Genomic DNA, 13,118 nt, shown 5'->3' with positions numbered 1-13,118 from the left:
TTGCTCCGTTGCCGACCGTAGATCCTCTGTAGGAGCCACAGAATGGGCAATGTCGATTTCTCGTCGCTACGATCAAAGCGACTCCCCACGCGCAAGGAGCGCGGCCTCTACAGGCAGTGGGTCGGTTACCTGCAGAGCAGCAGCCTCACCAGCGACGAGATCCACACGCGGGCATCGCAGTTCGCAGAGCAGCATAAACCTGTACCAAACGACTGACACAGCACCGAACGGCGACAAAATGACTTACGACTATGACGAATACTGCGCACGTTTCGACACCACGTGCGTAATAGGGATTCGTGACCTTCTGCAGCAAGCGCTGGTAGATTGGCGCGACGGGCATATCTGCGACGAGCAGTTCGATGACCTGGTGAAGAGAGCGGCGAACGCACTAAGCGAGCTGGCGTCGCATGTTCTGCCGGTCGAGACGTCCAAACCCTGACGCGAAGCCCGAACCTCTGGACCCCGAGCATTCGACGCGCGAGAACGCGCACGACGAGCCCTGCATTCAATTCGCGTAGACGGGAAGCCGCCACCCTTTCGGCGCAGAAAGCATTATAAGGGCCAAGCGCCTCGCGCGGCCTGCGGACAAAGCAAGGAAGACATCATGACCCGCACGACCACCCTGAGCCCGCCAACCGAAACCTTCTCGTTGACGCCGCCAGCGCCAGTTCCCGCTGTCTCCCTCGACAAAACGGCTGGCCTGGTGCCTGTGGACGACAGCAAGAAGAGCGAGCTCGAACGGAAGGTCGCCGAATTCGTTGACCGTCTTGTCGCCACGCCGACGAACAGCCCTGACTTCGGCAAACAGACGGATTCCATCGCCAACATGGGGCAGAAGCAGGTCGTCGAGGCAGCGTCCGCGTCCAACCGGTTCCTCGAGCGCCCGATCAAGGCAATGGACAGCGAGGGCGGTGTCGGCGCGGACCTGGTGAAGCTCCGTAACGTCGTGGAAGGGCTCGACCCGGGGAAGCGCGGCAACCTGCTGTCACCACGGCGCATTCTGGGGATTATCCCGTTCGGTTCGAAGCTGCAGGCTTACTTCGACGAATACACGCCGGCACAGAAGCATATTTCGGCGATCCTGCAGAGCATGATGACCGGGAAGGACAACTTGCTCAAAGACAACGCGGCCATCGATGGTGAGCGAAGCCGGCTATGGAACGTGATGGGCCAGCTCGAGCAGATGATCTACCTGGCCAAGGCACTCGACAAGAAGCTCGAGGATACGGCCGCCAATCTCGACGCCACCGACCCCACGAAAGCCAAGGCTATCCGGGAGACCGCATTGTTTCAGGTCCGGCAGCGGACCACTGATCTGCTGACCCAGATGGCAGTCTCGGTTCAGGGATACCTGGCGCTCGACCTGGTGAAGAAGAACAACATCGAGCTGATCAAGGGCGTTGACCGCGCATCGACCACGACCGTGGCGGCACTACGCACCGCGGTCACCGTCGCGCAGGCACTTACCAACCAGAAGCTTGTGATGGAACAGATCGGCGCGCTCAATTCGACGACCGCGAACGTCATCGAGTCGACGGGTCGTCTACTTGTCGATAATACGGCAAAGATCCACGAGCAGGCCACCAATCCCGCGGTCCCGCTGGAAACCCTCAAGAGGGCTTTCGAGAACATCTACGCGACGATGGACGCGGTCGACGCCTACAAGCTCAAGGCCCTCGACAGCATGAAGCAGACCGTCGACGTGCTCTCCGGCGAAGTGGAGAAATCTCAGGCCTATATCGCGCGCGCCCAGGGCGCCGATCAGAACGCCGGATCACCCCTGCAGCTGTCGTAACGTGGTGAGGGCAGGAGGCGATCTCCCGCCCCTCCGCACACCATCCTGCAAGCTCGTGCTTTCGCGGCGACTCCATCCTATAATAGGGATCTGCAGAGCCTTACGAGAAAGGGATTGGTGTGCGGTGCTCGGCCGCTCAATCCGCTGCTGAAGGGGTAGGACACGCCAATCGCCGCTGAGATCGACAACATGCTCGTGATCTTGCAAACCATCCGGAGGCAGGCGCTGCATGGCGCCTGCCGGCGTCTCTCGAAGCGGGCGGCTGGCATCACTAAGAGATATCGGGAAAAGAGATGAAGAGACTGTCTGCCCGGAGGGCGCCCCCGGCAAACTCCGTCCCGCAGGGAGGGCACCCGACAAGGCCGCCACATCGCCACGGAACGAGAAGCGCCGCTCGTCGCCGCAAACGTCAGGCCATCATCGCAAATGCCGTAGCGTTCAGCGCAGTGCCTGCCGCGATTTTCGTCACGCCCTATTTCTTAATCATCAGCATCGCATTCGCTGCTCTGGCCTTTATCATACTCCGGACGCGCGTTGATTGGCATCTACCCCATCGAACTCCCGAAGAGAGGCCGCTCATGATCCAGGATCTGCTGAAGGGACTATTTGGCCCGCAAGTCGCACCTGTATTGCCACCCCAGGGTGAACAGACAGCGACGCATCCGGCGATCTCCGCCTCTCCTCCGCCGCCGCCCGCTCCCCCTGCCCCGAAAGCGAGCGAGCATCCGAAGCTGCCGACTGTCGCCCTGCCGGTTGTCGAAGCGATCGAGGCCAAGATCCAGCGCATTCTGACGACCGTGGGCCCGACCAGCATCGGCGATACGACCGAGAAGGAAGTTATCGACCTTCGGGACGTTCATCTCCCGGCCCTGATCGCCAGCTACATCGACATTCCTGCTGACCACCGGGCCCAGATCTTCAAGGAGAAGGGCAAGTCGGCAAGCTACGTTCTCCGGGATAGTCTCGAGATCATCGCAAGCCGTCTCGATGCCACAATCGCCGATCTCGCCAGGCGCGAGATCTCGTCGTTCGATGATGTGAACCGGTTCATCACGGACCGCTATGGAAGTAAGGTAGATCCCTTCGCATGATGGCTGCAAGCAAGCACCTAGGTATCACCCTTGCTCTGTCGATTTCGCTGACGGCGTGCACCGATAAGAAGCCGGCCAACCAGAACCGTGTGAATGATGTCGCTGCCGTTCACGTCAAGACGGGCTGCGATCGCTTCTATTACGGCGGCCGCGAGCCGGTGGTCGTCAAGGCATCCCTTGCCAAGAACATGAAGCGTCTCTGCTACCGGGCCTTCTCAGTCGGCTACTCGCCCATCTCACGAACCGCGATGTGGTCTGCTGAGATGATCGACGCCACGACCGTTCGCTTCGCGCGGAAGCTTGAGCGTCGTGACGAGTTCTACCCTGAGCCGCGGCTGGCCGCCAAGGACGCACCTAAGGGCGCGAGTTCTCCCCGCGCCGAGCTCGCGGATTATCGTGGATCGGGGTACGACCGGGGCCATCTCGCACCATCTGGGAACATGCCTACGCGGGCGGCGCAAGCCGAAAGCTTCTCGCTGGCCAACATCATTCCACAGGCTCCGAAGCTCAATCGCGGATCCTGGAGCGATCTGGAGAGCGACCTCCGCGACCAGGCCTTCGACGTGAAGCGTATCTTCATTGTCACAGGACCCGTGTTCAACGGACGCAACGTAGCCGTGATCAACAATCGGATCATGATCCCCAGCCACGTCTGGAAGGCGATCATGATCCCCGAGAAAGGCGCAACCGTCTACATCGCAAGCAACACCGATTATCCGGTGTGGAAGACCATGTCGGTCTCCGAGTTCACGCGCTTCTCCGGCATAAACCCCTTCCCTGGGCTCGATGCCAAGCTGGCGGATGCCAACATGGCCACGGGCGAGAAGCCCGGCAAGAAGGGAGCGAAGTCCTCCCGCGGCTCCCAGCAGACACAGGTAACCACCCCGCCGTGGGACAAGCGCAATTGCAACGCGCCTTGGCGACCGACGGAGAATCCGCATTACGGACACTGTCACGCCATCGAAAACAGCGAAGCCAAGTACGGTCTTGTGCCGGGTACGGTAGGCTCGAACGGTGGTCGTAAGGTCACGACGTCCGGAACCGCCGCCACATCACCGGCGTCTCCGGGAGCTGGCTCGTGGTCGGCGACCCCTCAAGTGGACCCCGCAGCCCGCTTCCGCGCACGCAATCAAGATCGCGCCCGAGACGGAGAGAAACGATGAGCAAGGAATTCCGGCCGTTCGCTGATGGGGCAGATAGCATTGGCATCGGGGACCTGACGATCGAAGATGCCGGCGATTCCGTCGCACTTTACGGCTCCCTTACGATCGAAGCCACGCATGAGGGACTGGTCTTGGCCGAACGCTTGGCTCGGATCACCGCGGATATGGTGACCAGGTTGCGCGAAATGGACCTTCCCGACGCTCTACCGTCCCCCAACGTCACGTCGCGTAGCAACCCGTTCGACGAATAAGGCAGTGGTCCGGAGAGGCGCAAGGAACGGCGCCGCCCGTGAGAGCCCGGAATACCTCGTGGCAGCGTTGCCCGCGGCCGCAGACAGCGCAGCCGCACAATCGCGGTGGACCCAGGCTGGCAACACACGCTCAACTAGCGAGACATAGAGTTCGGCCTAGCGGTCTCCCTCACCCAAAAGCGCGTACGAAGGCCGAGCTAACATCATGCTGTGCGGTGAGACTTGAGCCGCACGATATTGTCGCTTCGGCAAGCTTCCTCGATTGCCGAAGCCAGACCGGAGGCAGAGAACGGCTTGCCCAGGCGGAGCACGCTGGGATCGCCCTCCATCTGCGTATAGCCCGTGACCAAAAGCGTCTTCATGCCGGGCATGTCCCGCTTCACCCGCGCGATCAGATCCAGACCCGTCATCCCCGGCATCAGATGGTCGGTCACCAATACGTCGAAATCGTCACTCTTCGTAAGCGTCTGCAGAGCTTCCGACGCATCCTCAGCTCCCACCACAGAGTGACCAACCGCCTCCAACATCGTCAACATACTGTGCCGCACTAGAGGCTCATCATCGACAACCAAGATCCGAAGGGGACGCGCAATCGAGATTGGAGCCGGTGATGAAGCTACCGGAACCGCAGTGGCATCTGCGTCCACCCGCGGGAGCCAGATCGATGCCACGGTCCCGCGACCCGGCTGGCTCTTCAGGATAAGGCGGCCACCAGCTTGTACAGCCATGCCATTTACCATGGACAGCCCCAGCCCCGTCCCCTTCCCGACAGCTTTCGTGGTGTAGAACGGCTCTACCGCCTTCTGCATGGTGGCCTGATCCATCCCGTGTCCTCTGTCTCTTACAGAGACCACCACATAGTTTCCGGGCTGCAAGCCTAGATCAGTAACCGAAGCGATGGCGCCATGCCTGATGCAGATCTCGAGCGGACCGCCCTCAGCCATCGCGTCCTTGGCGTTGACGCAAAGGTTGAGCAAAGCGTTCTCGAAGGCGTTGGGCTCAACCTTCACCACGCCGCCACCATGTTCAGCCGTGATCGTGACCTCAAACAGAGGGCCGAGAGCCCGCGACACAAGATCCTCCATCCCCGTGACCAGGCTGACCACGTCAACAACCTGTGGCTCGAGGTGCTGCTTGCGCGCAAAGCTGAGTAGGCGGCTCACCAGTGTGGTCGCGCGATCCGCCGATTGGCGCACGCTTGCCAGCATCCGCTGGGACTTGGGGTCATTTGCATGCAGCCTCGCCAGCATGTCGACGTTCCCGACGATCGGCGTCAGCATGTTGTTGAAGTCATGCGCAATCCCACCGGTCAGCTGCCCCACTGCCTCCATTTTTTGCATCTGCTGAAGTTGCTGCTCTGCACTGCGGAGCTTCTCTTCGTTGAGCCTCGCCTCCGTGATATCCCGCGCGACCCCGTATATTCTCCTGCCTTCGGGCTCAGAGACCAAGGTACAGTCCAGCCAGACTGTCCGGCCGTCGCGCGTTTCGACGCGCACAACCAGGTTGCTAACTGCACCGCCCGATTCGAGATCAGGCACACGGGAAAGCGCGCGCTCGCGGTCATCGGACACTACCAGGTCAAGCCACTGCCGCCCTAGCAACTCCTTCTCACTGTAGCCTGTGATAACCTCCCAAGCAGGGTTCACCGAAACGAGGGACCCGTCATAGCGGGCGATGCACATCAGGTCCTTAGACCTGGTGAACATGCTCTCCCGCTCCCGGCGTTTCTCGTCGACGTCTGCGGTGAGCATGCGGTTCAGAATCTCCAACTGCTCGGACATCTGACGGTGCTCGGTGACGTCGAGATCCATACCAATGAGCCGCAGCCCGGCGTCCCCGCGGACCACGTGCGCGCGGGATGAGATCCACCGCTGCTCACCGCCGGCGACCTCGATCCGGAAGTCTTGCCGAATGCTCTTTCCGACCCTCAAACCGGCTTCGCCGAAAAATGAAGCGCCATCCACACCATCCATGTGGATCAGTCCGCTCCATTCCTCGACGGTCATCTTCTTTCTGGCGTGACATCCGTAGAGCGAGTACATCTCCGGGCTCCAAACGAGCGCTTTGCTGGTAAGATCGAACTCCCAGGTTCCCGCTCCCGTGGCCTCATGAGCGATACGCATCCGCTCCTCGCTTGACCGGATCTCGTCGTCCAAACGCTTTGCCAGCTGCCCCTCGCGTAGCTCCGCCTTCGTGAGAAGCAGGTGCCAGCCCGCCGCGCCGGCGATGATCACCAGAGACGCGCCGAACAGGGCCACGACGTAAACGGAAATGTCGGAAAGCTGGTCAACCTTCGCCTCCTGCGTCTGACGGCGCGCGAGCGAGGCCCGCTCCGCATCGACGATTGCGGCGAAGATGCTCTTGGCTTTCGTGATCGCCTGGTCGCTATTGGTCGACGAACTCAGCTTCAAAGCGTCGGTGCGTTGGCCGCGCTCAACGAGCATTCGTGCCCGCTCGGTCCGCACAGAGAGGTCCAAGATAATCGGGTAGAGATCTCTTACGCGCCGGATTTGCTTCCGGTCGTCCTGCACACTGCGCTCGAGCTCCCACAGCGCCTCCTGCATCGCGCCGAAGTCATACCCCCTCAACGAGGCGGGGTCGCCAGTCATCACAAAGCCGCGCATGATGCGTTGGCGATCGAGCATCTTTGATTGCGCATTATCGGATGCGATGATGACCTCGAGCGATTTTGCGCGCCAGTTGTCTAGCGCGTCGCGGCTACTCGCGAGGCGAACCTCGCTCCACATGATCGCCATTCCGAGGAGGACGAGACCGAACATGACGACCGCGCCCGCCGCCCACACAAAGCGGCTCTGGCTGCGGATAGAGTGATTGGTCGACACGACGATAGCTCCAGTGTGACGCCCCCTGTCAGCCGGGGGTGCCTATAAATTCGCCTCGGAGGAGGCTGTGGGGCCGGGGCCGCGAAGTCCGAACAGACTTATAGCCCCTGTGCTCCGGTACCGTTATAGGATGAATGTGCCCTTCCGCCCACGTGGGGGCCTTCTGTTTCAAAGTTAGGATGAGTGCAAGCCGTGGGGAGAATAAAATGCGAGTGCTTCCGCGCGCGCAGCCCCGACCCCACAAGGAGAGCGAAAATGGAACGCGTTACGCTTCATCACCCCGGGATACCCGGTGGAACCTGCACTTTGAGCGCGACCCACGTCCGGTTGGTTATCGCCGAAATGGAAAGAGGCTCCGGATTCGGCAGCGATCTCGGCTTCGCGGTACGGGCGGCGGCTTTCCGAAGCGCTTGCATCGCAGTACGCGACCGCCACGGCTGCCTCGGGGCTAGCAGCGCGCTCGGCCGAGCCGCCCGGCTATGTGCCAAGATCGAGGATGAGAAGGCACACACTCCATGGCTCCGTCTGTCATGCGAAAGCCGCGAGTTGATGCTGGAACTGCTGCGCTCACAGGCGACCTCAACCACAACCTAGCCCTGACCGCATTACAGGTACGGCACTGATGATAGACGAGGAAAAACTATGGGAATGCTCAAGGCTCGTAGTCGGGGGGACGCATCCCGGCAGCGGATGAACATCGCCGATGAAGCGAACAGCATTCTCATGACGGACCCCTTCCTCATGACCTTCCTCCACCAGCTCAAGCACTACCGGACGCTGGAGAAGGACAAACATATCATCGCCTGTACGGATGGCGAGGTGGTCGAGTACGGCCCCAAGTACGAGAGCCTCGATCTCCCGGAACGGACGTATATCTGCCTGCACGAATTGGGCCATGGTATCTATCTGCACTCCGCTCGCGCGATGCTATGGATGATGCGGCACGGCTATCTGTTCCCGGCCCTTTGGAACTACGCCGCTGATGTCGTCATCAATGAGGGCATCGAAGCGAACCCGATGATGCGGACAGGCCTGTTCCAGGCTCCCAAGCTTTTCCCGCCCTGCCGAATGAGAACCACGATCCATGACACGATCGCTGAGGTGGTGGAGACGACTGGAGAGGCGCCGCCTTCCGACTACTGCCCTTCCATCTACCACGACCTAAGGGTTGAGGTGCTGTACGAATGGCTGGTCTGGGCTCTTTTTGCGATGCGGCGCTACCGAAACCAGCACCCGATGACCGGCCAGCCGCAGGGGGGAAGTGCATGCACGTCGCAAGGACCGGAAAGTGGTCGCGCCGGTCCGAAGAAGGGTCACGGCGAAGAGGGCCATGGCGATAGTCGGCCGGTCCCTGAGACGGCCGTCGAGCAGATGGAAAAGGACGACGCCTGGGATCTGCGCGAGCACGTCGAGGACGTTCGCCGAATGATCAAGGAAGGTCACTCGTCCGAACAGATCGTGAAGGCGATCGAAGACGAGATCGAGCAAGCTCGAGGTCGTGTCCAAGCCGTCGTGCAAGGCATAAAGGCCGCGGGCACGGGGCACGGGTCAATGCTCATGAACTTGTCAGCCGATTTGCCGGCTCCAGCAGTCCCCTGGTTCCGGATCATCCGCGATGTCATTGACGGAGCGCTCGGGACGCAGCTGCGCGAGAGCTACACTCGCCCTGGCAACGTGACGCTGTGTGCAATCGCCATGGGCAACCGGAACCTCCCTGTGTCGCACGGAACATCGATCTACAGCCCCCGGCCTCGCATCCTCGTCGGGCTCGACGTCTCAGGCTCGATGACACGCGAGCTTGAGCGCTGTTGCGCTGAGATCTGGTCAATGGCCCAGATGAAGAATGCCGAGATCGACCTGGTGACCTGGGACGACGGGATCCAGGAAAAAATCACGATCCGGGACCGCAGCGACTTCGACCTCGTGCTGCAGCACGGACTGCGCGGAGGGGGAGGCACAACTCTCATGGAAGAACTCTTCGCCTATGCTGAGCAGCAAAGCCACCAAGCAGTAGTCTTGATGACGGATGGCTATGTCAGCGTTGCACTGCCCGAAAAGCCGCGGATCCCGGTCATCTGGGCGATCACTCCGGGGGGGGGCACCGCCGGGCTGGAAGAATACGGGACCATCGTGGTGATGGCTCGCGAACCCGGAATCGCCCTGGACGAAGCCGCTCTTGCAATGGCCGCGTAAGGCATACGACCCGAACCTTAGGAAAAGCAGACATGACCTCCAACAACAGCGCGCTGGCCGAGCAGATCAACTGCGAGACTCCGGAACTGAGCCCTAGCCAAATGAAGAGGGTTCTTCGACGTTACCGCAACGCCGGAAAGTCCATCTACATCGAGGCGGAACCGGGCGTCGGCAAATCGTTCATCGTCGGGGAGATCGCGAAGGAATTCGGCTATCTCATGGTCGATCGGCGAGCATCCGGATGGGCGCCCGATACCGCGGCTGGCACGCTGATGCAGGACGTAGAGACTCGAAGCACGATCTGGTACCCACCGGAATGGCTCCAGATTAAGAGCGATGAGGCCAAGCTCTACTTTTTTGACGAATTCTCCGCGGCGCACGATATGGTGCGAAAGCCGCTGTTCGGGTTCTTCCTTGAGCGCCGTCTCAACGAGATTAAGGTAGGCGAGGACGACCTTCTGGTCGCTGCCGGCAACATCGGCAGTTATGGCACCATCGTTCAGCACATGGACAACGCGACCCGCGGCCGTTTCATGAACTTTCGATTGGTCGCGTCCCTTGATCAGTGGATCCCGGATTTCGCTGCGATCTACAACGTTCACCCGGCGGTGGTCGCCTATCTGAAGCACAACGTTGGTCACTTCTGCATGACCGAATATGCGCTCAAGCATAACTTGATCGCGTACGGTAATCCGCGCAACTGGACGAGCTTCTCCGATCTGATCTGGGAGGTTCTCCGCCAGACCGGCGGCAAGATGACGACGGAAGCTCGAGAAGAGCTCCTCTGGGGAGGCAGCAGCATTGTCGGTACCGCCCTGGCTGTCGGCTGTCTGGCAATCTACGACCAGGTGGAAAGTGGGCACACTCTCCTCGATCTCCTCGAAGCTACGCCAGCAAAACGTGCGGGCATGTGGCCGGAGAGCACCGGGCAAATGCACGCGTTGCTGTTCTCGATGATGTCCTGGCCCAAGACCATCGAGCAGGCGCGACAGGTACTCGATCTTGCGCGTGAGTTCCCTCAGAACTCGTTGCTGCCGTTCCAGGACATGACGTCGCCGCTGCGCGAGGTCCTGCTACAGAAGCTTCGGATGAGCGGCGTCAGCAGCGAAGAAATCACCCGCAACTTCGGCGACGACGCGGCCAGCGGCCTCGAACCGCTAATCCGGAGCGGTCGCCCCCTCATCAACCTGAGAAACGCGGCCTGAAGGTAGGACTATGTCGGCATTCAATAACCGGAACCGGTCTCGGGAACCCATGATCCTCGTTCCCTTGACCCTTCCCGAAGCGGAGATGGCGGTGGAGGCTCTGCGCTACGTGGGCCAGGAGGTCTTCGAAGACAATCCGGGCGAACGCGTCCCTGTGTGATGCGTCAAAGGCCGTGGCTGACGCGATCGCCAGCTCCAAAACGCCATAAGGACCGCCGATCCGTGATGGCGTGGTCGGCATCTCCGGGCGTCGAGAGTGGTTCGAACGGAGGATGCCGAGAGCATAGTAGCTGTAGAGCGAGAAAAAGAAGGACCGACGAAGTCTTTCAAGACCTCCTCTGCCGGGACCATCGACGAAGGCTGATAAGCCTGCTTAAATCAAACGGAAGACGAGGCTAAGGCAGCCTCGCAAGTGCTGAAAGAAGATTCCCATGGCCGAAAGAGCCACCCTCCCCCGTCCCCCATACGTCTCGAGCCCGCTCGTATCCACGATCAACCGCGTGACGTGTCAATGGCGCGAAAACGCGACGCACGCGTTCTTGGGACTCGCGGAAATCGGCGGAGATTACACGGCCTGGGGCATTAACGTTGAGGGTGACTATTACGCTGCGGTTCACCTGTTTCTGTACGATGTACCGTGGGGAGACGACCCATACGACACCGAGGAAGTCTCAACCACCAACCCTTGGGTTCTGATGTTTCTCGGTTCGGGCGACCGATCTTTCTACCGCCGGTACGAGACCGAAGAGGAGGCCATCGCCCGCTTCGAGGAGCTGGATGGCATCCGCTTCGATGATCCCGGCACCTACCGCTACGCATCCTAATCATTCCGTCCCATCAACCTTTACTCCCAGGGGAAAGTACATGGCGTCACAACGTCCCAACGCCGACACGTATGTTGTCGAAGGACGAGGCGAATTCCCCGTCGACATGCTGCGTAAGGATTGCGCGGAGCCAGCGACGGACGAGGACCGTGCAAAGATCGACGCGACTTTTGAGTCTGGGCTGCTTCCCCGCGAGCTTCGCCGCGTCATGCTTCAGACGCGGGAGCCCTGGACTGCAGACGAACGCTGGGAATCGTTCGGCTGGCGCGTCGTCCAGCCGCTACGCCCCTGGGGCGAACGTGTCGGTTACCGCGACGGCGAGACAACCGAGGAGCGGTTTACGCCGAACTCGCCGCGCCTGGTCACGATCCAGATCCTCTGTGCAGACCTGCCCGTTGCCAACGAGGTGCAATCTGCCGTGCGCACCGCCCTGGAAGGGCGGGACGATGCTTCCGTCGAACACATTCTCATCCAGGCGGCCCCGGACGAGATGCTTCAGGAAGCCCTGATCGCATAACAGCGAGGTTGTGACGCACAGACGGAAGCCGCGACACACAGCGGGTCCCACGGAGTGCATCTGCCTCGGGCGCGCCAGCGCTCCCAGCCGCCTCACACGACGTTAACAGGGACAGCCAATGCAACTCACCAAGGGCGGAAACGCGCCGCTGAAAGATCGTAGCGTCAACCTGCGCCTCTCATTCGATAAGCAGCCGGCTGGCGCCGACATCGATGTTTCCGCCTACCTGCTGCGCGCGGACGGAAAGGTTCGAGGTGACGCGGACATGGTGTTTTTCAACCAGCCTTCTGCGGTCGGTATCCAGCTTCAGAACGGCAACGCGTTCTCGATCGGGACGCAGGAACTTCCCTCCGACGTCGAGAAGATCGCTATCTGCGTGGTCGTAGACGGGCGGCCTGCCTCGGCACTCGGTGCAATCCAGATGTCCACGTCGGACGGCATCAGCTTCCGGCATGATGTGAGCGATGCTCCGGAGGCTGCCATCATCCTGGCTGAAGTCTACCGTCGCAACGGCGAGTGGAAGATCCGTGCTGTCGGGCAGGGATTCACGGGGGGCATGGCGCCACTCGCACGTTCGTTCGGCATCGACGTCAATGAGGAACCAGTTGTGCAGGCCCCGCCGCCACCGGCCCCTGTCAGCCTCAAGAAGGTCACCCTCAAGAAGGAGGGCAAGGTCAGCCTGAAGAAGGGGGGAGGAGAAATCCGGGCCCGCCTGATCTGGGAAGGCCGCTATGACGGCGACGGAGATCTCGATTTCTACTGCTTCTACGTCATGAAGGACGGCCGCCGCGGCAAGGTCTATTGGAACAACCACGGCAGTCGCGATCGCGCCCCCTTCATCACCCTCTCCGGTGACTCACAGGCCGCCGGGATGGAAGAGATCGTTCTCCACCGCCCGGAAGAGATCCGCTTCGCGCTGCTCGCGGCTTACAGCGCTCTCAGCAACGGGACCGGGTCATTCCAAAGCTATCGTCCGAAAGTCGTCCTGACAGACCACGCTGGCAACGAAGTCACCATTCCTCTGCTGAACCCCAATGAATTTTCATACTGGGTCGCGATCAGCCACATCGCGGTAGCGGACGAGATCTCGATCAGTCACGTCGAGACGTACGGCGTCTCCGGCGCAATGTTCAGCAGCAATCCGCCGGGGACCGACGCAGAAGCAGCACCTCGCCTTCACCCAGACGGCAGGTTCGACGTCAGCCTCGGCGAGGTCGAATTCAAGGATTAGTC

General features: G+C 60.9%; 12 protein-coding genes. 11 read left to right on the top strand and 1 reads right to left on the bottom strand.

Annotation, left to right across the window (positions count from 1 at the left end; all coding sequences use genetic code 11):
- Positions 1 to 42: 42 nt before the first annotated feature.
- From QP045_RS00190 to QP045_RS00165, 6 genes are all read left to right on the top strand, one after another.
- Complete coding sequence (locus tag QP045_RS00190; protein WP_422512941.1) at positions 43 to 216, top strand: hypothetical protein; 174 nt, start codon at positions 43 to 45, stop codon at positions 214 to 216.
- Between the two features lie 22 nt (positions 217 to 238).
- Positions 239 to 442, top strand: a complete 204-nt coding sequence (locus QP045_RS00185) for a hypothetical protein (protein ID WP_422512940.1) — start codon at positions 239 to 241, stop codon at positions 440 to 442.
- 165 nt (positions 443 to 607) lie between these two features.
- Positions 608 to 1,798, top strand: coding sequence for a toxic anion resistance protein (locus QP045_RS00180; RefSeq protein ID WP_422512939.1), 1,191 nt, complete (start codon positions 608 to 610; stop codon positions 1,796 to 1,798).
- 578 nt (positions 1,799 to 2,376) lie between these two features.
- Entirely contained in the window at positions 2,377 to 2,889 is a 513-nt protein-coding gene (locus QP045_RS00175; RefSeq protein WP_422512938.1) for a hypothetical protein, read from the top strand.
- Positions 2,886 to 4,052 (top strand): DNA/RNA non-specific endonuclease, encoded by a 1,167-nt coding sequence (locus QP045_RS00170; protein ID WP_422512937.1) that lies wholly within the window; start codon positions 2,886 to 2,888, stop codon positions 4,050 to 4,052. The genes QP045_RS00175 and QP045_RS00170 overlap by 4 nt, the downstream gene beginning before the upstream one ends.
- Positions 4,049 to 4,303, top strand: coding sequence for a hypothetical protein (locus tag QP045_RS00165; RefSeq protein ID WP_422512936.1), 255 nt, complete (start codon positions 4,049 to 4,051; stop codon positions 4,301 to 4,303). The genes QP045_RS00170 and QP045_RS00165 overlap by 4 nt, the downstream gene beginning before the upstream one ends.
- Before the next feature lie 203 nt (positions 4,304 to 4,506).
- Here the strand turns inward: QP045_RS00165 and QP045_RS00160 are convergent, their stop codons facing one another.
- Positions 4,507 to 7,146 carry a PAS domain S-box protein gene (locus QP045_RS00160; RefSeq protein WP_422512935.1) on the bottom strand — a complete coding sequence of 880 codons (2,640 nt, stop codon included), beginning with the start codon at positions 7,144 to 7,146 and terminating at the stop codon, positions 4,507 to 4,509.
- Positions 7,147 to 7,788: 642 nt separating this feature from the next.
- Between QP045_RS00160 and QP045_RS00155 the strand changes: the two genes are divergently transcribed.
- The 5 genes from QP045_RS00155 to QP045_RS00135 all read left to right on the top strand — a co-directional run bounded on the left by QP045_RS00155 (position 7,789) and on the right by QP045_RS00135 (position 13,116).
- Positions 7,789 to 9,339, top strand: a complete 1,551-nt coding sequence (locus QP045_RS00155) for a DUF2201 family putative metallopeptidase (protein WP_422512934.1) — start codon at positions 7,789 to 7,791, stop codon at positions 9,337 to 9,339.
- A gap of 32 nt (positions 9,340 to 9,371) precedes the next feature.
- Positions 9,372 to 10,544, top strand: a complete 1,173-nt coding sequence (locus QP045_RS00150; RefSeq protein ID WP_422512933.1) for a hypothetical protein — start codon at positions 9,372 to 9,374, stop codon at positions 10,542 to 10,544.
- Positions 10,545 to 10,975: 431 nt separating this feature from the next.
- Positions 10,976 to 11,368, top strand: coding sequence for a hypothetical protein (locus QP045_RS00145; protein WP_422512932.1), 393 nt, complete (start codon positions 10,976 to 10,978; stop codon positions 11,366 to 11,368).
- Positions 11,369 to 11,408: 40 nt separating this feature from the next.
- The gene (locus QP045_RS00140) at positions 11,409 to 11,885 is read left to right on the top strand and encodes a hypothetical protein (protein WP_422512931.1); all 477 of its coding nucleotides are present in this window, start codon (positions 11,409 to 11,411) and stop codon (positions 11,883 to 11,885) included.
- Positions 11,886 to 12,003: 118 nt separating this feature from the next.
- Positions 12,004 to 13,116, top strand: a complete 1,113-nt coding sequence (locus tag QP045_RS00135; RefSeq protein WP_422512930.1) for a TerD family protein — start codon at positions 12,004 to 12,006, stop codon at positions 13,114 to 13,116.
- Positions 13,117 to 13,118: the final 2 nt, after the last annotated feature.

The organism is Sphingomonas sp. 3-13AW (assembly GCF_049311085.1).
GTDB lineage: Bacteria > Pseudomonadota > Alphaproteobacteria > Sphingomonadales > Sphingomonadaceae > Sphingomonas.
Note: the sequence above shows the minus strand (reverse complement) of the source record. Positions and strands in the feature narration are given on the sequence as shown.